14 protein-coding genes are annotated in these 20,722 nt (G+C 65.5%); 12 read left to right on the top strand and 2 right to left on the bottom strand.

The window, feature by feature from the left end; translation table 11 throughout:
• Positions 1–779 precede the first annotated feature (779 nt).
• Positions 780–2,444, bottom strand: coding sequence for an acyl-CoA synthetase (locus D7S86_RS11245; RefSeq protein WP_121086429.1), 1,665 nt, complete (start codon positions 2,442–2,444; stop codon positions 780–782).
• A gap of 137 nt (positions 2,445–2,581) precedes the next feature.
• Positions 2,582–3,367, bottom strand: coding sequence for a dioxygenase family protein (locus tag D7S86_RS11240; protein WP_121086427.1), 786 nt, complete (start codon positions 3,365–3,367; stop codon positions 2,582–2,584).
• Positions 3,368–3,628: 261 nt separating this feature from the next.
• Here D7S86_RS11240 and D7S86_RS11235 point away from each other — a divergent pair, with 261 nt between their 5' ends.
• From D7S86_RS11235 to D7S86_RS11180, 12 genes are all read left to right on the top strand, one after another.
• On the top strand, positions 3,629–4,531 hold the full coding sequence (locus D7S86_RS11235; protein WP_121086425.1) for a LysR family transcriptional regulator: 903 nt from the start codon (positions 3,629–3,631) through the stop codon (positions 4,529–4,531).
• Between the two features lie 140 nt (positions 4,532–4,671).
• Positions 4,672–5,793 (top strand): porin, encoded by a 1,122-nt coding sequence (locus D7S86_RS11230; protein WP_121086423.1) that lies wholly within the window; start codon positions 4,672–4,674, stop codon positions 5,791–5,793.
• A gap of 395 nt (positions 5,794–6,188) precedes the next feature.
• Positions 6,189–9,425 carry an efflux RND transporter permease subunit gene (locus D7S86_RS11225; protein WP_121086421.1) on the top strand — a complete coding sequence of 1,079 codons (3,237 nt, stop codon included), beginning with the start codon at positions 6,189–6,191 and terminating at the stop codon, positions 9,423–9,425.
• On the top strand, positions 9,415–10,590 hold the full coding sequence (locus D7S86_RS11220) for an efflux RND transporter periplasmic adaptor subunit (protein WP_121086419.1): 1,176 nt from the start codon (positions 9,415–9,417) through the stop codon (positions 10,588–10,590). The genes D7S86_RS11225 and D7S86_RS11220 overlap by 11 nt, the downstream gene beginning before the upstream one ends.
• Positions 10,583–12,061 carry an efflux transporter outer membrane subunit gene (locus D7S86_RS11215; protein WP_121086417.1) on the top strand — a complete coding sequence of 493 codons (1,479 nt, stop codon included), beginning with the start codon at positions 10,583–10,585 and terminating at the stop codon, positions 12,059–12,061. Before D7S86_RS11220 ends, D7S86_RS11215 begins: the two co-directional genes overlap by 8 nt.
• A 198-nt stretch (positions 12,062–12,259) precedes the next feature.
• Entirely contained in the window at positions 12,260–12,886 is a 627-nt protein-coding gene (locus tag D7S86_RS11210; protein ID WP_121086415.1) for a LysE family translocator, read from the top strand.
• An 18-nt stretch (positions 12,887–12,904) separates the two neighbouring features.
• Entirely contained in the window at positions 12,905–13,840 is a 936-nt protein-coding gene (locus D7S86_RS11205) for a ketopantoate reductase family protein (protein WP_121086414.1), read from the top strand.
• 355 nt (positions 13,841–14,195) lie between these two features.
• A complete protein-coding gene (locus tag D7S86_RS11200; RefSeq protein WP_121086411.1) occupies positions 14,196–15,758 on the top strand; it encodes a DUF2957 domain-containing protein in 1,563 nt (520 codons plus the stop codon).
• Between the two features lie 372 nt (positions 15,759–16,130).
• Positions 16,131–17,675, top strand: coding sequence for a histidine ammonia-lyase (gene hutH / locus D7S86_RS11195; RefSeq protein WP_121086409.1), 1,545 nt, complete (start codon positions 16,131–16,133; stop codon positions 17,673–17,675).
• 108 nt (positions 17,676–17,783) lie between these two features.
• A complete protein-coding gene (locus D7S86_RS11190) occupies positions 17,784–18,974 on the top strand; it encodes an alpha-hydroxy acid oxidase (RefSeq protein WP_121086407.1) in 1,191 nt (396 codons plus the stop codon).
• Positions 18,971–19,693, top strand: a complete 723-nt coding sequence (hutC, locus tag D7S86_RS11185) for a histidine utilization repressor (RefSeq protein ID WP_121086405.1) — start codon at positions 18,971–18,973, stop codon at positions 19,691–19,693. Before D7S86_RS11190 ends, hutC begins: the two co-directional genes overlap by 4 nt.
• Positions 19,694–19,921: 228 nt before the next feature.
• The gene (locus D7S86_RS11180; RefSeq protein WP_121086403.1) at positions 19,922–20,719 is read left to right on the top strand and encodes a COG4705 family protein; all 798 of its coding nucleotides are present in this window, start codon (positions 19,922–19,924) and stop codon (positions 20,717–20,719) included.
• Positions 20,720–20,722 lie beyond the last annotated feature (3 nt).

Genomic DNA, 20,722 nt, shown 5'->3' with positions numbered 1-20,722 from the left:
TCGCAGTGGGAAGTGGCAGTTGGAAGTAGCCGTATCGCAGCATCGTTGTCGCAGCACGCAGTACCCGTTGTTTGGGGTCAAACGTCGATACCTGTAGTCGCAGTCCGTTGCACGCAGTCGCAGTTCGAAGTGGCCGTATCGCAGCATCGTTGTCGCAGCACGCAGCACCCGTTGTTTGGGGTCAAACGTCGATACCTGTAGTCGCAGTCCGTTGCACGCAGTCGCAGTTCGAAGTGGCCGTATCGCAGCGTCGTTGTCGCAGCACGCAGCACCCGTTGTTTGGGTCAAACGTCGATACCTGTAGTCGCAGTCCGTTGCACGCAGTCGTGGTTCGAAGTGGAAGCAGTCCCGTTCGTCCGTTGGAAATGTGCGTAGTAGCAAGTGCGGTGTGCAGTTGAAGTTCGTTTCAGAGAAACGCAGGCGCAGTCCGCTGTTGAAGGTGTCGTGAAGTCCGATGTAACGATGTTTGGGGGATGTAGGCAGGTGCAGCATCCGGCCGTAAGACTGTGCGTGCGCTTGGGGAAGCGCGCGCAGGGTCGGGCCGGCAAGCAGAAAGTGTCGGCCGGGGTCGCGATCCGGCCTTGCGAGCTTCGGGGGAGGTTCGCAAGGCTTCGAGCGCGACGCGCGACGCGGCGCCGTCCAGGCCGCGTTCGCACCCGGCGCCGACATGACGGCGCCGACCTCGGACAGCCGTCGAATTCGCCCCGCCGCCGCCCCGTCCCAGGTTCGACATCGCCGCCGCGCCGCGCGCGCGATCCCGCCTCCGCGTCACCCCGCTCCTATTGACCCGTCTGCCCCCGATCGCTGCCCATGTCGATCGCACGCTTCGATCCGACCTGCGCGCGCAGCGCATATTTCTGGATCTTGCCCGTCGCGGTTCGCGGAATCTCGCCGAAGGTCACGACGCGCGGCACCTTGTAGCGCGCAAGCAAGCGGCGGCAGTGCTCGATGATCTCTTCCGCCGTCGCGCTCGCCCCGTCCCGCAGTTCGACGAACGCGCACGGCACCTCGCCCCATTTCTCGTCGGGCATCGCGACGACGGCTGCAATCGCGACGGCCGGATGCCGATACAGCGCATCCTCGACCTCGATGCTCGATATGTTCTCGCCGCCCGAAATAATGATGTCCTTGCTGCGATCGGTGATCCGTACATAGCCGTCTGACGTCATGACGCCGAGATCGCCCGTATGGAACCAGCCGCCGCGGAACGCGTCATCGGTCGCGCGCACGTTCTTCAGATACCCCTTCATGCAGATGTTGCCGCGAAACATGATCTCGCCGAGCGTTTCGCCATCGTTCGGCACCGGCTCCATCGTGTCGGGATCGCGCACGCTGATGCCCGCCTGCAAGTGATAACGCACCCCCTGGCGCGCGGCGAGACGCGCTTGCTCGTCGTCGGGCAGCGTCTTCCAGCTCTCCTGCTCCGCGCACACCGATGCCGGTCCATAGACCTCCGTAAGCCCGTAGACATGCGTGAGCTCGATGCCGATCGTCTTCATCTTCGCGATGACGGCCGGCGCGGGCGGCGCGCCCGCGACCATCGTGTAGACCGTATGCGCGATGCCCGCGCGATACTCGGCGGGCGCATCGGCGAGCGCGCCCTGCACGATCGGCGCGCCGCAATAGTGCGTCACGCGCTCCGTGCGGATCAGCTCGAAGACCTGCTTCGCGTCGAACTTGCGCAAGCAGACGTTGACGCCCGCGCGCGCGGCGATCGTCCAGGGGAAACACCAGCCGTTGCAATGAAACAGCGGCAGCGTCCAAAGGTAGACGGCATGCTTGGGCAGGTCCCACTCGAGGATGTTGCTGACCGCGTTCAGATACGCGCCGCGATGGTGATAGACGACACCCTTCGGATCGCCCGTCGTGCCCGACGTGTAGTTGAGCGCGATCGCATCCCACTCGTCGGCAGGCGGCTGCCAGGCGAACTCGGGATCGCCCTGTTCGAGGAACGCTTCATAGTCGAGCGCGCGCGCAAAGCGTTCGGGATCCGCGGGCGCGATGTCGGCCACGCTCACGATCTTGAGTTCGGGAAACGCCAGCGCCGCGCGCTGCGCGATCTCGGCGTACTCGGTATCGACGATGAGCACCTTCGCCGCGCCGTGACGCAGCATGAAGAGCACCGTCGCCGCGTCGAGCCGCGTATTGATCGCGTTCAGCACGGCGCCGAGCATCGGCACGCCGAAGTGCGCCTCGATCATCTCGGGGATGTTCGGCAACAACGCCGCCACCGTATCCCCGCGGCCGATGCCCGCACGCCCGAGCGCGCTCGCGAGACGCCGCGTGCGCGCATAGGTCTCGCGCCACGTGCGGCGCACGTCGCCATGAACGACGGCCAGACGGTCGCCATAGACCTCGGCCGCCCGCGCGATGAAATCGACCGGCGTCAGCGGAACGTAGTTGGCCTCGCGCCGCGCGAGACCCTCCTCATACGGATGCGGCATCGTCGTCTCCTGTCGGGCCGCCCGTACATGCGGACGGCGCCTTGATTTCGGGCGCGCGGCGCCGTGAAGCGCGGATTCGCGAACGGTATGTGAACGCGATACACGGACACGCTACCCGGCCGCGTCATGAGAACACGTTACGAAAACGCGTAGGCGTCCATTGCCAGCACACCGTATTCGTAGCTCTGATGGATGCGCTGCGCGCGACTGCCGTCTCCGGCCGCCCCCATCGCGACGAACAGGGGCAGCAAATGCTCCTCGGTCGGATGGTTGCGCGCGGCGAACGGCGCCTGCTCACGATACGCGAGTACGGCCTCGCGGTCATTGCGCGCGATCCGCTCGTGCATCCAGTCGGCGAACTGCGTGACCCACTCGGGCGCCGGCGACTCGATCGGCTGCCCGAAAAACTCGTAGAGGTTGTGCGTCAGCGATCCCGACCCGACGATCATGACGCCCTGCGTCCTCAGACTCGCCAGCGCCCGACCCAGCCGCTCATGCTCGCGCGGGCCCGCACCATGAATCAGCGAGACCTGGAACACGGGGATATCGGCATCCGGATACATGATCGCGAGCGGCACCCAGGCGCCGTGATCGAGCCCGCGCGTCTCGTGACGACGCACCGCGAAACCCGCCTGCTCGATCTGCGCGGCGACGTCCGATGCGAGTCCGGGCGCGCCGGGCGCCGGATAGACGATCTCGCTGAGCGCCGGCGGAAAACCGCCGAAGTCGTAAATCGTCGGCGGCGCCGACGCGAGGCTCACGCTCGGACCGCTGATCGACTGCCAATGCGCGGACACGACGACGATCGCGCGCGGACGCGGCAACGACGCGCCGAGCTGCTGGAGAAAGCGGTGCGCGGGGCTCTCGATCAAAGCAAGCATCGGCGAACCGTGCGAGAGGAAAAGCAAAGGGGCGGTGTCCATCAGCGTGGCCTTGTCGTGTCGGGTGGCTCGGATCGCGCTGCCGTCCCGCACATCAGCGGGCATCGGCGGGCTTCGGCATACGTCGACATACGTCGGCGGACGCAATGACGCGATCGGATCAGACTGCACTCTATCGGGTCTGCAGACCGCGATAAACCTCACCTAAAATGACATGTTGTCTCGAATAACGAGACAATGACCGATGTCCTGGACGTCATGTCCGCTCGTTCCCTCTCGCCCCTTCACGTTCCGACCGATCGCATGGATAAATTCAGGGAAATGCTCGCGTTCGCGGCCGTCGTCGATGCCGGCAGTTTCGTCGGCGCGGCCGACACGCTGCACACGTCGAAAGCCGCGGTCTCGCGTCACGTCAACGATCTCGAACAACGGCTCGGCGTGCGGCTGCTCAACCGGACCACACGCAAGCTCTCGCTGACCGACGACGGCCTGAACTTCCTGCCGCAATGCAAGGACATCCTCGCCGCGATCGAACAGGCCGAAGCGCAGCTGAGTTCGCAGAGCGCGGAAGCGAGCGGCATGCTGCGCGTGAGCGCGCCCGTCACATTCGGCATCCTCCATCTCGCGACGCTCTGGGGCGCGTTTCTCGACGCCCACCCGAAAGTCACGCTCGACGTCTCGCTGTCGGACCGGACCGTCGATCTCGTCGAAGAAGGCTTCGATGCGGCGATCCGGATCTCGGGCGCGCCGCATCCGACCTTGATCGAACGCAAGCTCGCGACAACGCAGATCGTCGCGTGCGCGAGCCCCGCCTATCTCGCGCGCCACGGCACGCCCGAGCGGCCCGAGGATCTCGTGTCGCACGACATCGTGTCGTACAGCTACTGGAGTTCCCGCGACGAGTGGACGTTCACGGGCCCCAAAGGCCCGATCAGCGTGCGCACGCGCTCGCGCATGGTCGCGAACAACGGCGACACATGTCTCGCGGCCGCGCTCGATCACCAGGGCATCATCCTCCAGCCCGATTTCCTCGTGGCCGAGCCCTTGCGCGCCGGAGCGCTCGTTGCGCTGATGCCCGGCTATCGCGCGCCCGAGATCGGCATCTACGCGGTCTATGCGTCGCGCAAGCAGTTGCCGCTCAAGGTGCGCCGGCTGATCGACTTCCTTGTCGATGCGTTTCGCGAGCCCGCTTGGATGCGGTCTTAATCGATACGCGCCAAGGTCTGCAAAGCTCGAACGCGCGCGCTAGAGTAGCGACGCAACGAGCCCGGCGCGCGCCGCGCGGCACGCGCGTGCATGGGGCTCGCGCAAACCTCACGAAAACGAACACGCAAATCGGAGGAGACATGCGCAAGCACTGGATCGCGGCGTCGGCGCTCACGGCGGCGTCGCTGGGCGCGCACGCGCAGGACAGCGTGACGCTCTACGGCCGCATCGACGCCGGCCTCGAATACGTCAACGGCCTCAAGGACGGCGCGCGCTGGCGCGCCGAGTCGGGCGACTGGGGCACGAGCCTCTGGGGCCTCAAGGGATCGGAAGATCTCGGCGGCGGCACGCAGGCGATCTTCAAGCTCGAGGAAGGCTTCCAGATCATGACCGGCGAGATGGGTTCATCGGGCGATCTCTTCAATCGCTACGCGCTCGTCGGCCTCACCAATCCGACCTGGGGGACCTTCGAGATGGGCCGCTCGCTGTTCATCTCGAACGGCGTCTGGGACTTCGATCCGTTCGTGCAGGAAGCGTTTTCGTCGGCCTCGCTCGTGCGCGGACGCAACTGGCCGCAGGTCAGCAACTCGTTCAATTACCAGTCGCCGAACTTCTACGGCTTCGATTTCGCGGGGCAATACGCGCTATCGAATAGCACGAACTTCAATGGCGCGAGCAATGCGGGCACGCCCGCCGCGCTCGCCACGACGGGTCGCGCGGCCGGCGCGCAGATCACGTACACGAAGGGCTTTCTCGAAGTCCGCGGCCTCTATGACGAAATCCGCGACGGCAACGGCCAGTTCTCGAACCTGTTCGCCTTCAGCCGCGAATACACGGCCGCGATCAATCTGATCTTCGGCAAGTGGAAAATCCAGGCCGCCTACGAACACCTGAACGCGAACGCCGTCACCGACGACGGTCCGACCTCGGGCGATCACGAATGGCTCGGCGTGACCTATCAATTCACGCCTGCGGCGGCGCTGACGGTCGGCGGATATCACATCAACGTCAATCGCGGCGGCGGCAACGCGACGCTCTACGAAACGACGGCGACCTACAATCTGTCGAAACGCACGTTCCTGTTCCTGACGGCCGCGACCGTGCAGAACAGCTCGACGGCAAACTTCTCGCTGTTCGCCGAACCGCCCGACAACAGCGCCGCCTTCAACACGACGAGCCAGCAGGCAATCCAGAACAGCCAGAATCCGTATCCCGGCCACAGCCAGACCGGCGGATTCGCGGGCATCCTGCATCAGTTCTGATCGCGTTTAAACCCGAATTCGGCGCGCGGGTCGATTATTCAGACGCAAAAGCTTTTTGAAAGGTGGATTAATCGACGCCGTGCGATATCCGCACGTAATAAGCAAATCGAATAAGCGGATATCGCATGGAGAACGACCCTTCGAGGATTAGGGATAATCGCCGCGCGCGCGATCGGGCAAGCCGCTGAGGCCCGTCATACGTCGCAAGAAGATTAAAAAATCTTTCATTGACACCCCGCGCGTTCCGCGCTCCCCACCTTGAATAGCCGCCCCATCGGACTTGGCACGGATTATTAATGTCCGTTCAAGAGTGATTTACCTGTGCACTGGTATACAGGCGAAAAATGACTGGTTTAGTATCCGGTCTTCTCCGATACCACCGCCCTGGATTCTTCATGCTCGGCTTAGTCCGTATCGCCCTCCGACGGCCATACACCTTTGTCGTCCTGGCGATCATCATTTTGATCGTCGGGCCGCTCGCCGCCCTGCGCACGCCGACCGATATCTTTCCCGATATCAAGATTCCGGTCATCAGCGTCGTCTGGCAATACACGGGTCTGCCGCCCGACCAGATGGTCGGCCGCATCACGTCGCCGTTCGAACGCACGCTGACGACGACCGTCAACGACGTCGAACACATCGAGGCCGAGTCGATCAACGGCTTCGGCATCATCAAGATCTTCTTCCAGCCCGGCGTCAACATCAGCACGGCGAACGCGCAGGTCACGGCCGTCGCGCAGACGCAGCTCAAGCAGTTGCCGCCGAGCACGACGCCGCCGCTGATCCTCAACTACAACGCGTCGACGGTGCCGATCATCCAGCTCGCGCTGTCGGGCAAGGGGCTGTCCGAGCAAAACCTCGGCGATATCGGCCTCAACGGTCTGCGGCCGTTCCTGACGACGGTCGCGGGCGCCTCGATTCCCTACCCGTTCGGCGGCAAGACGCGGCAGATCCAGATCGACATCGACCCGTCGGCGCTGCAGGCCCGCGGCCTGTCGGCACAGGACGTCGCGAACGCGCTCGCGACGCAGAACCTCATCACGCCGGTCGGCACGCAGAAGATCGGCGACTTCGAGTACGTGCTGCAGCTCAACAACGCGCCCTCGGAAATCAAGGCGCTCGGCGATCTGCCGATCAAGGCCGTCAACGGCACGACGGTCTATATCCGCGACGTCGCGAACGTGCGCGACGGCGCGCCGCCGCAGACGAACATCGTCCACGTGAACGGCAAGCGTTCGGTGCTGATCTCGGTGCTCAAGAACGGCTCGGTCTCGACGCTCGGCATCATCTCCGGCATCAAGGAGAAAGCGCTCGCCGCGAAGGCGTCGCTGCCCGACGCGCTCGACATCGCGCCGATCGGCGACCAGTCGCTGTTCGTGCGCGCTGCGATCAGCGGCGTCGCGCGCGAAGGGATCATCGCGGCCGCGCTCACGAGCCTCATGATCCTGCTGTTCCTCGGCAGTTGGCGTTCGACGATCATCATCGCGACGTCGATCCCGCTCGCGATTCTCGGCTCGATCGCAACGCTCTCGGCGCTCGGCGAAACGCTCAACATCATGACGCTCGGCGGGCTCGCGCTCGCGGTCGGCATTCTCGTCGACGACGCGACGGTGACCATCGAGAACATCAACTGGCACCTCGAACACGGCAAGGAAGTCGAGACCGCGATTCTCGACGGCGCGCAGCAGATCGTGACGCCCGCGTTCGTCTCGCTGCTCTGTATCTGCATCGTGTTCGTGCCGATGTTCTTCCTGAACGGCGTCGCGCGCTTCCTGTTCGTGCCGATGGCCGAGGCCGTGATCTTCGCGATGATCTCGTCGTTCATCCTCTCGCGCACGCTCGTGCCGACGATGGCGAACTACCTGCTCAAGAAGCACAACCTCGACGAAGACCATCACGCGAAGCCGGTCGGCCCGCTCGGCCGCTTCCAGCGCGGCTTCGAAGCGCGCTTCGAGAAGATCCGCGGCGCGTATCGCGGCGTGCTCGAATTCGCGCTCACGCATCGCAAGCCCTTCGTGAGCGGTTTTCTGGGCTTCGTCGTGATCTCGTTCGCGCTCGTGCCGCTGCTGGGCCGCAACTTCTTCCCGTCGGTCGACGCGGGCCAGATCCTCATGCACGTGCGCGTACCGACGGGCACGCGCGTCGAGAAGACCTCGCAGATCTTCGCCGACGTCGAAGGCTCGATCCGCGGCATCATTCCGCCGGCCGATCTCGCGACGATGGTCGACAACATCGGCCAGCCCGTCTCGGGGATCAACACCGCGTACAACAACACGGGCACGATCGGCTCGTTCGACGGCGACATCCAGATCGCGCTGTCCGAAGACCATCGGCCGACCGATGAATACGTGCGCGAGATGCGCGAGAAATTGCCGCGCCTCTATCCGGGCGTCACGTTCTCGTTCCCGCCCGCGGACATCATCAGCCAGATCCTGAACTTCGGTTCGCCGGCGCCCGTCGATCTGCAGATCCGCGGCAACAACCTCGCCGCGAACTTCACCTATGCCGATCAATTGCTGCGCGAAATCCGCCGCGTGCCCGGCGTCGTCGACGCGCGGATCCAGCAGAAGCAAGGCAATCCGACGTTCAACGTCGACGTCGACCGCACGCGCGCGCAGCTCGTCGGCATCAGCGAACGCGACGTCACGAACAGCATGGTCGTGAATCTCGCGGGGTCGAGCCAGGTCGCGCCGACGTACTGGCTCAACAACAAGAACGGGATCTCGTACCCGATCGTGCTGCAAGAGCCGCAATACAGCATCGACTCGCTCGCGGCGCTGCAGAACATGCCGATCAGCTCGGGCCCGAACTCCGGTGCGCAGATCCTCGGCGGCCTCGCCAATATCGAGCGGACCTCGGGCAACGCGATCGTGAGCCAGTACAACGTGCAGCCGATGGTCGAGATCTTCGCGACGACGCAGGATCGCGATCTCGGCGCAGTCGCCGCCGACATCCAGCGCATCGTGCACGCGCACGCGGACACCTTGCCCAAGGGCTCGACGGTCGCGCTGCTCGGTCAGGTCCAGACGATGAACAGCGCCTTCGCCGGCATGCTGTTCGGGCTGCTCGGCGCGGTCGTGCTGATCTATCTGCTGATCGTCGTCAACTTCCAGTCGTGGGCCGATCCATTCGTGATCGTCTCGGCGCTGCCCGCCGCGCTCGCGGGCATCGTCTGGATGCTGTTCGCCACGCATACGACGCTGTCGGTGCCCGCGCTCACGGGCGCGATCATGTGCATGGGCGTCGCGACCGCGAACTCGATTCTTGTCGTGAGCTTCTGCCGCGAACGGCTCGCCGAGCACGGCGACGCGATGAAGGCCGCGCTCGAAGCGGGCTACACACGCTTTCGCCCCGTGCTGATGACCGCGCTCTCGATGATCATCGGGATGGCGCCGATGGCCCTCGCGCTCGGCGAAGGCGGTGAGCAGAACGCGCCGCTCGGCCGCGCCGTCATCGGCGGTCTGATCTTCTCGACGACGGCTTCGCTGCTGCTCGTCCCCGTCATTTTCTACATCGTTCACGCACGCTCGGGCCCCGCCGGCGCACCGGGCGCAGCGTCCGGTCCGGCTTCCGGCCCCGCGCCCGATTCCGGTTCGGCTTCCGCACCACGAGGTCCTGCTCATGTCGTCTGATTCGCTTACCACTCCGCCGCTGCCGCGCGGCCGCGTCAAATCCGTCGTCATCGTCGGCGCGATCATCGCGCTCGCGGTCGTCGCCGCCGGCGTCGCCGTGCGCGCCACGGACGCCCGTCACCTCAAATCGTGGACCGACGAGCAGGCCGTGCCGAGCGTCAGCGTCATCGTGCCGATACACGACGCGAAAGCTCCGGCGCTGATTCTTCCGGGCCGCATCGAAGCCTTCACGCGCGCGCCGATCTATGCGCGCGTCAACGGCTATCTGAAGTCGTGGGCGGTCGATATCGGCACGCCGGTCAAGGCCGGCCAGGTGCTCGGCCTCATCGAAACGCCCGAGATCGATCAGCAACTGCTGCAGGCGCGCGCCGATCTCGCGAGCGCGCAAGCCAACGCGCAGCTCGCCGCGACGACCGCGCATCGCTGGCAGGCGATGCTCGGCTCGGACTCGGTCTCGAAGCAGGAAGTCGATGAACGCACGGGCGACTACACGTCGAAGACCGCGCTGGTCCAAGCCGCGCAGGCCAACGTCGATCGTCTCGTCGCGACCAAGGGCTTCGCGCGGATCGTCGCGCCGTTCGACGGCGTCGTGACCGCGCGCGACACCGACGTCGGCGCGCTCATCAACGCAGGCGGCACCGGCCAGGAACTGTTCGTCGTCTCCGACGTGCACCAGCTCCGCGTCTACGTGCAGTTGCCGCAGAACTATGCGCCGTCGGTCCGCATCGGCACGACCGCGCAACTGACGGTTCCCGAGTACCCGAACCGCACGTTCACGGGACGCGTGATCGCCAAGGCCGATGCGGTCAATGCCGCCTCGGGCACGACGCTCGTTCAATTGCTCGTCGACAATCCGCGCACTGCGCTGCTGCCCGGCGCGTTCGCGAACGTGAGCTTCTCGCTGCCCGTTCAGCCCGATGCGCTGCGCGTGCCCGCGAGCGCGCTCGTGTTCGACCAGCGCGGCACCACGCTCGCGACGCTCGGCGCGGACAACAAGGTCCAGTTCAAGAAGGTCACGATCGTGCGCGACTTCGGCGACTCGGTCGAGATCGGCTCGGGTCTCGCGCAAAGCGACCGCGTGATCGATACGCCGCCCGACGGGCTCGCCGACGGCGACGCCGTCGAGATCGCGACGACGGCAAAGAAGGCGCAATCGCATGGCTAAGCATGGTTCGATGAAGACCGCGTGCGCGCTCGCCGCGACGCTCGCCTGCGCGGCCTGCTCGTTCGCGCCCGACTACACGGTGCCCGCGACGCCGGTGGCCGCGACGTACAAGACGACAGGCCCGTGGTCGGCCGCTCAGCCTGCCGACCAGTTGCGTCGCGACGGCTGGTGGAAGATCTACGGCGACCCGCAGCTCGACGATCTCGAACAGCGGCTCATCGCGCACAACACGGACCTCGCGGCCGCGCTCGCGCACTATTCGCAAGCACTCGCGTTCGTGCGTCAGACGACGGCGGCCGAATACCCGACGCTCGGCGCCGGGTTCAGTCCGCAACGCGACCGCCAGTCCGAAAACCGGCCCCTGCGCGTCGGCGGACCCAATGACTACAACACGGTCACGCTCGACGCCGAGGTCGATTACGAAGTCGATCTTTGGGGCCGCGTGCGCGATTCGGTCAAGGCCAGCCGTGACGAAGCGCAGGCCACGAAGGCCGATCTCGCTTCCGTCCAGTTGAGCCTCGAAGTCCAGCTCGCGAACGCGTACGTCAAGCTGCGCGGCTACGACGACCAGACGCTGCTGCTCACGCAGACCGTCGACGCGTATGCGAAAGCGCTCGACCTCACGCAACAGCTGCATGGCGGCGGCATCGTCTCGGGGCTCGACGTTTCGCGCGCGAAGACGCAGTTGGCGTCGGCCAAATCGGCGCTCTCGCAGAACATCGCCGAGCGCGCGCTCGACGAGCACGCGATCGCGGTCCTCGTCGGCGAATCGGCGTCCGAGTTCTCGCTGCCGCAGAACACGGCCGCGATTCCGCTGCCCGTGATTCCGGCCGGCGTGCCGTCGACGCTGTTGCAGCGCCGGCCCGATATCGCCGCGGCCGAACGCCGCGTCGCCGAAGCCAACGAGAAGATCGGCGTCGCGAAGGCGGCGTTTTATCCGCAGATCGTGCTGAGCGTCCAGGGCGGCTTCCAGAGCGCGCTCTACTCGGGCTTGATCAGCGCGCCGAACACGTTCTGGGCGATCGGTCCGCAGATCGCGCAGTTCATTTTCGACGGCGGCCTGCGTCGCGCGAAACTCGAAGCGGCCAAGGCGGCCACCGACGAGGCCGGCGCGCAGTATCGCGGCGTCGTGCTCGCCGCGTTCCAGCAGGTCGAGGACAACCTCACGCTGCTCAACGACCTCGGCACCGCGCTCGGCCAGCAACGCGACGCCGCCGATGCCGCACAGGATGCGGTCAATCTGTCGTTGAACCGGTACAAGCAGGGCGCGGTCGGCTATCTCGACGTCGTGCAGGCGCAGACCGCGCTGCTCGAATCGCAACGCAGCGTCATTGACATCCAGACGCGTCAGCTCGGCGCCGACGTCGATCTCGTGCGCGCGCTCGGCGGCGGCTGGTCGACCGACGATTTGCGAAGTGCGGACGCAATGCCCGCGCTCGCGTCGAATACGTCGACCGACAAGGCGCATTGACCGTGCTGTGACGATGTGCGTTTCAGTTGCAGTTTCAGTTTTAACTGCAACTGAACCTGTCCCGTCGATGCCGGGCGCGGGTATCGAACGCGCATCATGTTTGCGCCGAGGCTGCACCGGGGGGACCTCATCCTCCCGTGCGCCTCGTAGCGCGTGCGCTATGATCGGCACACCCGTCACTCGCCTGCGTGGGATCCGATGCTCACCCCCGAACAGTTTTTCGGCTTTCTTGCCGCCGCGGTTCTGATCACGCTGTCGCCGGGCCCCGACAACCTCATGGTGCTCGGCATGGGCATGTCGCGCGGGCGGCGTCAGGGCGTCGCGTTCGGTCTCGGCTGCGCGCTCGGTTGCCTGTCGCATACGCTGCTCGCGACGCTCGGCGTGAGCGCGCTGATCGCCGCGTCGCCGATCGCGTTCGCCGCGCTCAAGATCGCGGGCGGTCTCTATCTGATCTGGCTCGGCGTTCAGGCCTTGCGCAGCCGCGGCGGTTCGCGGGCGCGGACCGTCGAGGGCGCGGCCCAATCCGTCTGGCGTCTCTTCGCGAAAGGCTTGTTCGCGAATGCGATCAATCCGAAAGTCGTGCTGTTCTTTCTCTCGTTTCTGCCGCAGTTCGTCGTGCCCGCTCAAGGCCACGCCGCCTGGCAGACCGCCGCGCTCGGCCTCACGTTCACGGCCCAGGCCGCGGTGCTCTTCGGCCTGCTCGGATTTTTCTCAGGCCACATCGGTCAATGGCTGCAGCGCAGCCCGCGCGCGAGCACATGGCTCGATCGCATCGCGGGAACGGTGTTCGTCGCGCTGGGTCTACGTCTGCTCATCACACGCTGACTTCAAGGAGTGCATTCGATGCGTTTTCTGATCGTGGGCGCGGGCGCGCTCGGCGGCTACTTCGGTGCGCGGCTGCTCGACGCGGGCCGCGACGTGACCTTTCTGCTGCGCGAACGGCGCGCCGCGCAGATCGCGAAAACCGGACTCCAGGTCCGCAGCCCGTGCGGCGATCTGAGCCTGACCGATCCGCCCGTCGTGCTCAGCGCGGACATCGCGTCGCACTACGACGTCATCGTCGTCGGCTGCAAGGCCTACGACCTCGAAGCGACGATGACGTCGTTCGCGCCCGCGGTCGGGCCCGACACGGTCATCCTGCCGCTGCTCAACGGCATGCGGCATATCGATGCGCTCAAGGCCCGCTTCGGTGATACGCGCGTGCTCGGCGGCCTCTGCCTGATCTCGGCGACGCTCGACGATGCGGGCACCGTCCTGCATCTCAGCGACTTTCACCAGATCGTCTATGGCGAGCTCGACGGTTCGCACTCGGATCGCATCGCGGCGATCGAAGCCGCATTCGCCGACACGAATTTCACGAGCCGGGCCAGCACGCACGTGCTTCACGAGATGTGGGAGAAGTGGGGATTCATCGCATCGCTCGCGGGTATCACGAGTCTGATGCGCGGCACGGTCGGCGACTATGTCGCCGCCGGCGCGGCCGATCTCGCGGTCCGCTTGTTCGACGAGTGCGCCGCGATTTCGGCACACAACGGGTTCGCGCCGCGCGACGCCGCCCGCGAACGCGGCCTCTCGATCCTGACGGCCGCGGGCTCGCCGATGAGCGCGTCGATGGCGAAGGACATCGAACGCGGCGCGCGCATCGAAGGCGCGCATCTGATCGATGACCTGCTCGCGCGCGCACCGGCCTCGGGTACGTCGCTGACGATGTTGCGCGTCGTCGCCGCGCATCTCACGAGCTATGAGGCGCGACGCGCACGCGAGGCCGCGTCAAACTGAGGCCGCGCGTCGTCCTGGGGCGATGGATATGTAATCGATGCTCAAACGATTTCGCGTCACGGCGTCCGCCTGCGGACGCCGCGCGAACTCGCGGGGTCCCGCCTACCGCCGCTTGCCCCATATCCTCTCCCGCCTGCCTCGATGCGAGCCCCCTACAGGCCGCGCCGCATGACTTTCATCAAACTTTCCGCACACCAACGATCCACATACAGCAGTTGGCGTATTGACAGCCCGTCGCCAGCGATGCGACGGTCGTATATGCGCGGCATCGAGTCCATCCGCCGCCGCGCGTCGGCCAAAACAGGGGGAGATGTGCGCATCAGCGCCGCACCCGTACACAACTTGGGGAATCGGTATGTTTCAAAGCAGTTGGCTGCGCAAGACGCGATGGATCGTTGTCACCCTTGCCGCGACGCTGTTCGCGGGATGCTCGGGTAATAATCCGTCGTCGTCGCCGTCGTCATCGCCGGCCGCGGCGGTCACGCAACTCTGCCCCGCTTCGCTCGACTATTCGACGACCTATACCGGCGGTTCGAGCGGCGGCGACTATATCAAGGTGCAATTCGACACGACGCATCTGTCCTATCAAATGCAGTTCGTCCTGTCGGACATCCCGACGACCGCCGGCCAGATCAACACGACGCGCGCCGGCGACACGATCACTGGCTCGTTCCATCACGCGACGACGTTCGCGAGCGCCGAGCAGAACCGGTGCACGTTCGTCCTCGACAATGGCGTGTCGGCGGACGGCACATACACCGTCACGATCAATCCGGCCGACCCGCCGACGCTTTTCGTCGGCGAAGGTATCGTGACCGGCGGTATTCCAGGCGCGACGATCGAATTCGACGGCGTCGCGCTACTCGGCAATTTGGGCGCGATACCGTCCCGTACGTTCGACTTCTTTTCGTTTATCGGTTTCGCCGAGACCGAAACGGATTTCGCGAAGGTCGCCGGCGCCTACAACGAACTCGGCATGCATCTCTCACCGACCGGCACGTCGTTTCAGACCGTCTCTCCGCAGGGTTGGCAGCCCGACGTGGTCAACTGGAACGAGACGCTCAACGCGGATGGCTCATGCACGATCACCACGGGCAGCGACTACTCGTGCAACACGACAGGCACGCCGTGGACCTTGCGCGCGAATGCGGACTCGACGTCGGACAATGTGTTCGTCAGCCAACCGACGTCGTCGAGCTCGGCTTACCCGAGTGCGGGTCAAGAGCAGCCGATCATACTGCTCGCGCCGAGCCAAGCCCAAGCCATCATGATCGTCGGCAAGCTCGGCAGCGCGTTAATCCCGGTCGTGATTCGCGTCGGACAGTCGTACATTCCATCGGATAACAGTGCTCTGCTGAATTCGGTCATCGATTTGGAATTCGGTATGTCGGTGTTGGCGCCCGCAACCGCATTACCGGCCAGCGCGATCACGGGCAGCTATATCGGTCCGACGAGTGCGCCCGAATGCGCGATCGTCGGGAATGCCGGGAACATAGGCCTCCAAGGCGCCAGCGAACCTAGCTTCAATGACCTAGAACCGCATCCGAATCTGCCTGGCGTCTTTGACGGCACGTATTTCGACCCGACGGCCGGCAGTTGCCTAGACGGCACGGCGACCTCAACGCTCGCGGCGAACTACACGGCCACCACGTTCAATGGCGCAACGGCGTCGTTCATCGCTCCGAGCGCGACGGCGACGCGCACGAGCGCGTTCTCGCTCGACTACACGCAAAGCACACCGGGCCTCGTTGGCGTCACGGCGCTTCAGGCGTTCAACGCGAGCAGCAATGGCAGTCCCGTCGCGATCTTCAACGCCGGTGCGATCGGCTGGACCATCCAGGTCGGCGGCGTCTATGCGATGGTGATGAACAGCAATCTGTTCAATCCGTTCTTTAGCGTGGGGATGGTGGTGCAATAGGCGGCATCCATCTTTGGCAGATCGCCGTGCCGATCGAACGCGATGCCGCGATCGTTTCGCCGCGGCGACCGAGCGCGATCGGTCGGCCGCCACGCAAGCCGCACCGGCCGATCGATGCGAGATCAGGTCGCGTCACGTTGCAACAGAGCACACATCAATACAAACAAATCAAATGTATTGATTATTTAGCGCGCTACTCAATGAATGCCCCCAGCACTAAATCATGATCAATTAGCTGATTTATAACGATAAATATTTATTTTAAGCACTCCAATCGCGCTCACCCCCCACAAGACCAAGCGCCTTCGATTGCTATCGATGACTTTGTATGTACAATCTCGACACCTAACTGCTGCCCGCTCGGGATCCGCCATGAACGCATCGACCTCGCATCTGACGCTCGAACCCGGCCACGTGAGTCTCCACGCGCTGCGCCGCATCTACGAAGGCGGCGTCACGTTCGACATCGCGCCGAGCGCGCTCGACCACGCGGCCGCATCGCAAGCGGTCGTCGACGCCGTCATGTCGCGCGGCCAGACCGTCTACGGGATCAACACCGGCTTCGGCCGCCTCGCGACAACGACGATCCCGGCCGACAAGCTCGCGCAACTCCAGCAAAACCTCGTGCTCTCGCACAGCGTCGGCACGGGCGCGCTGATGTCCGACGACGTCGTGCGCGTCGTCATGGCGCTCAAGGCGATCAGCCTCGCGCGCGGGTATTCGGGCGTGCGCGTCGACGTCATCGAAGCGCTTACGCGGCTCGCGAACGCGGGCGTCTATCCGTGCATTCCTTCGAAGGGATCGGTCGGCGCGTCAGGCGATCTCGCGCCGCTCGCGCATCTCGCCTGCACGCTGCTCGGCGTCGGCGAGGTCCGCATCGGCGGACAGATCGTCGACGCGAAGACCGGCCTCGACCGCGCGGGCCTCAAGCCGTTCGTACTCGGTCCGAAGGAAGGGCTCGCGCTGCTCAACGGCACGCAGGTCTCGACCGCGCTCGGTCTCGCGGGCCTGTTCGGCGCCGAGCACGTCTTCAGCGCGGCCGTGCTCGCGGGCGTGTTGTCGACCGAAGCGATCATGGGCTCGGCCGTGCCGTTCGACCCGCGCATTCATCGCGCGCGCGGCCAGCAAGGTCAGATCGACATCGCCGAGGTCTATCTGTCGCTGATCTCGGGCAGCGCGATCCTCGCCTCGCATCACGATTGCGGCCGCGTGCAGGATCCGTATTCGATCCGCTGCCAGCCGCAGGTCATGGGCGCCGTGCTCGACCAGATCCGGTATGCGGCGCGCGTGCTGCAGATCGAAGCCAACGCGGCATCGGACAATCCGCTCGTGTTCGCCGATGAAGGCGATGTGCTGTCGGGCGGCAACTTCCACGCGGAGCCCGTTGCGTTCGCCTCGGACGCGCTCGCGGTCGCGATCGCCGAAATCGGCGCGATTTCCGAGCGCCGCGTCGCGCTGCTGCTCGACGCGCATCTGAGCGGCCTGCCGCCGTTCCTCGTCAAGGACGGCGGCCTCAATTCGGGCTTCATGATCGCGCAGGTCACGGCCGCCGCGCTCGCATCGGAAAACAAGACGCTCGCGCATCCGGCGAGCGTCGACAGCCTGCCGACGTCCGCGAATCAGGAGGATCACGTCTCGATGGCGACGTTCGCGGGCCGCCGGCTCGGCGACATGGTCGAGAACACCGCGGGTGTCGTCGCGGTCGAGGCGCTCGCGGCGGCCCAAGGCGTCGATTTCCGGCGTCCGCTGCGCTCGAGCGCGGCGATCGAGCAGATTCACGACGCGATTCGCGAACGCGTGCCGTTCTATGAAACCGACCGCTATTTCGCGCCCGATATCGCCGCGATCCAGCGTTGGGCGCATGCCGCGACGCTGCCCGCGCCGCATCGCGGCGTGCTGCCGAGCTATTCGGCTTGAGACGCGTCGCGCATCGGAGGAAAATGCGCGAGCGCCGATAACAGATCGTCCCGCGAGCGATCGGACGGCGCGCTTTTCCATGAACCGCGTTGAGACGGGAATCCGACGATGAAGCGTTCGCTCTATGCCGGCCGGGACTTCCGGCGTACCCGCAATATCGACGAGCTGCGGCTCGTCGCGAAGCGCTGGCTGCCGAACTTCGTGTTCGAGTACGTCGACAGCGGCGCCGAGGACGAGGTCACGCTCCGGGAGAATCGCAGCGTCTTCGACGCGTGGCGGTTCGTGCCGTCGGCGCTCGTCGACGCGACCGCGCGCGATACGTCGATCAGCCTGCTCGGACAACGCGCCGCGTATCCGCTCGTGATCGCGCCGACCGGCTATAACGGCATGCAACGGCGCGACGCCGATATCTCGCTCGCGCGCGCCGCCGCTCAACGCAATATCCCTTTCACGCTGAGCACGGTATCGAACTGCACGATCGAGGACGTCGTCGCGGGCGGTCAGGCCCGCACGTGGATGCAGCTCTATATGCTGCGCGAGCGCGCGGTCACGCGGAATCTCCTTGATCGCGCGCGCGACGCCGGATGCGACACGCTCGTGCTGACCGTCGACGCGGTCTACTACGGCAACCGCGAGTGGGACCGGCGCAGCTACGTGCGCGACATGCAGCTCAACTGGCGCAACAAGCTCGACGTACTGCGCCATCCGCGCTGGATCGCGAATGTCCTCGTGCCGCACGGCGTGCCCGCGTTCGCGAACATCGCGCGCTATCTGCCCGAAGGCGAGCGCCGCGCGTCGAACGGCGCGGTCTATATCGCGAAGCAGATGGAAACCGCGCTCGACTGGTCGTCGGTGCGCTGGCTGCGCGAGCACTGGCAAGGCAAGCTCGTCATCAAGGGCATCCTCAATGTCGCGGACGCGCTCGAAGCCGTGCGCCTCGGCGCCGACGGCATCGTCGTGACCAATCACGGCGGGCGGCAGCTCGATTCGACCGTGACGTCGCTCGACGTCCTGCCCGAGATCGCCGCGGCCTGCCGCGGCCGGCTCACGGTCATCGTCGACGGCGGCTTCCGGCGCGGCACCGAGATCGTCAAGGCGCTGTGTCTCGGCGCCGACGCCGTGATGCTCGGCCGCGCCACGCTCTATGGCGTCGCGGCGGGCGGCTTCGAAGGCGCCGCGCACGCATTGACGCTGCTGACGAGCGAAATCGAGCGCACGCTCGGACACCTCGGCTGCCGTTCGGTCGCCGACCTCTCTCCGAACTATCTTCGGCCCGCGCACGCCGGGCTACGGGCATGATCGCGAACCACAAGGACAAAGCCGTTCCGCTTTACGACCAGGTCAAGCGATACATCACCGAACGCATGGAACGCGGCGAGTGGTCGTCGGGCACGCGCTTGCCGACCGAACAGGAGCTCGTCGCAGAACTCGGCGTCTCCCGCATGACGGTCCATCGCGCGCTCAGAGAGTTATCGGCGCAGGGCATGCTCCGGCGCGTGCAGGGCGTCGGCACGTTTATCTCGTCGCCGGTGCCGAGCACGGAACTGCTCGAAATCCGCGACATCGCCGAAGACATCCAGTCGCGCGGACATCGTCACCATGCGAAGGTCGCGAAGCTCGAAGCGGTGCGCGCGTCGCTCGATATGGCCACGACGTTCGACCTCAGGCCCGGCGCGAAGATCTTTCGCTCGCTGATCGTCCACTACGAGGACGATATGGCGATCCAGCTCGAAGACCGCTACGTGACGCCGTCGTTCGCGCCCGACTATCTCGAACAGGACTTCAGCACGCAGACGACGACCCACTATTTGCGCGCGATTCGCCCGGCGACCGAACTCGAACACCTCGTGTTCGCCGTGACGCCCGATGCCGAGACACAAGGACTGCTCGATATCGACGCGCGCGAACCGTGCCTGCTCGTCATCCGGCGCACATGGACCGACTCGGCGCCCGCGACGAAGACCTTGCTCACGTGTCCGGGATCGCGCTTCAGTCTCGGTAGCCGCCGCAAGTTATAGGCGGATACGTCGCGCACGGCACGGCACGCGCGACGCATGTCGTGACGCAATAAAGCCCACATTGCGGGACAACGCAGTGCGTCGGGCGTATGAATCCGCATCGAGCGACTCGCACCGCACGTGTGACGCCGCGCTCACATCCGCTCGGCGAATTAAGCTGCCGTTAAGGCGGCGTTCGATAGAGTGGCGCGTTCTGGCCTCACCCTTTCGCGCCGCAAGGAGCCTCCGATGCCGACCGCCGATCGCGCCCATCGCGACTTCATCGAACACGCCGCGAGCAAAGTGCCCGCGCTGACCCTCGGTTTCTGGATCGTCAAGATCGCCGCGACGACGCTCGGCGAGACCGCCGGCGACTGGGTGTCGATGTCGCTGAATCTCGGGTATCTCGTGGGTTCGCTGATTTTTCTCGTCGCGTTCGTGATCCTCGTCGCCGCGCAGATCCGCGCGCGCGCATTTCATCCGTCGCTGTATTGGGCGACCATCGTCGCGACGACGACGCTCGGCACGACGCTCGCCGACGCGTTCGATCGATCGCTGGGCGTCGGCTATCCGGGCGGCGTATCGATCATTCTGGCGTTGCTCGCGCTGAGTCTCGCGGTCTGGTATCGCGTCGAGGGTTCGGTGTCGATCGAGAGCGTCGTCAACGCGCGCGTCGAATGGTTTTACTGGTCGACGATCCTGTTTTCGCAGACGCTGGGCACGGCGCTCGGCGACTGGGTCGCGGGCGACGATCGCGGCGGTCTCGGACTCGGCTACGGCGCGGGCACGGCGATCTTCGGCGGGTGTCTTGTCGTCATCGCGCTGTTGTGGTTCGTGCCGCGCGTGTCGCGGACCGCGATCTTCTGGGCCGCGTTCGTGCTCACGCGCCCGCTCGGGGCCACGCTCGGCGACCTGCTCGACAAGCCGTTCTCGCAAGGCGGCCTCGACATCAGCCGCCTCGGCGCATCGGGCGTGCTCGTGCTCGTCATGCTCGGCTGCATTCACTGGATGCCGCAGCGCGCCGCCCGGCGCGCGACGTCGAAGTAGCCC

The sequence above is a fragment of the Pararobbsia silviterrae genome, from assembly GCF_003628125.1.
GTDB classification, from domain to species: domain Bacteria; phylum Pseudomonadota; class Gammaproteobacteria; order Burkholderiales; family Burkholderiaceae; genus Pararobbsia; species Pararobbsia silviterrae.
This window is presented reverse-complemented; position numbering and strand designations above follow the sequence as displayed.

Excerpts from the sequence above, each read along its gene's own strand:
- D7S86_RS11200 (WP_121086411.1), top strand. The coding sequence starts at position 14,196 with ATGTTTCAAAGCAGTTGGCTGCGCAAGACGCGATGGATCGTTGTCACC.
- hutH (WP_121086409.1), top strand. The coding sequence starts at position 16,131 with ATGAACGCATCGACCTCGCATCTGACGCTCGAACCCGGCCACGTGAGT.
- hutC (WP_121086405.1), top strand. The coding sequence starts at position 18,971 with ATGATCGCGAACCACAAGGACAAAGCCGTTCCGCTTTACGACCAGGTC.
- D7S86_RS11190 (WP_121086407.1), top strand. The coding sequence starts at position 17,784 with ATGAAGCGTTCGCTCTATGCCGGCCGGGACTTCCGGCGTACCCGCAAT.
- D7S86_RS11240 (WP_121086427.1), bottom strand. The coding sequence starts at position 3,367 with ATGGACACCGCCCCTTTGCTTTTCCTCTCGCACGGTTCGCCGATGCTT.
- D7S86_RS11210 (WP_121086415.1), top strand. The coding sequence starts at position 12,260 with ATGCTCACCCCCGAACAGTTTTTCGGCTTTCTTGCCGCCGCGGTTCTG.
- D7S86_RS11205 (WP_121086414.1), top strand. The coding sequence starts at position 12,905 with ATGCGTTTTCTGATCGTGGGCGCGGGCGCGCTCGGCGGCTACTTCGGT.
- D7S86_RS11245 (WP_121086429.1), bottom strand. The coding sequence starts at position 2,444 with ATGCCGCATCCGTATGAGGAGGGTCTCGCGCGGCGCGAGGCCAACTAC.
- D7S86_RS11225 (WP_121086421.1), top strand. The coding sequence starts at position 6,189 with ATGCTCGGCTTAGTCCGTATCGCCCTCCGACGGCCATACACCTTTGTC.
- D7S86_RS11230 (WP_121086423.1), top strand. The coding sequence starts at position 4,672 with ATGCGCAAGCACTGGATCGCGGCGTCGGCGCTCACGGCGGCGTCGCTG.
- D7S86_RS11215 (WP_121086417.1), top strand. The coding sequence starts at position 10,583 with ATGGCTAAGCATGGTTCGATGAAGACCGCGTGCGCGCTCGCCGCGACG.
- D7S86_RS11220 (WP_121086419.1), top strand. The coding sequence starts at position 9,415 with ATGTCGTCTGATTCGCTTACCACTCCGCCGCTGCCGCGCGGCCGCGTC.
- D7S86_RS11180 (WP_121086403.1), top strand. The coding sequence starts at position 19,922 with ATGCCGACCGCCGATCGCGCCCATCGCGACTTCATCGAACACGCCGCG.
- D7S86_RS11235 (WP_121086425.1), top strand. The coding sequence starts at position 3,629 with ATGGATAAATTCAGGGAAATGCTCGCGTTCGCGGCCGTCGTCGATGCC.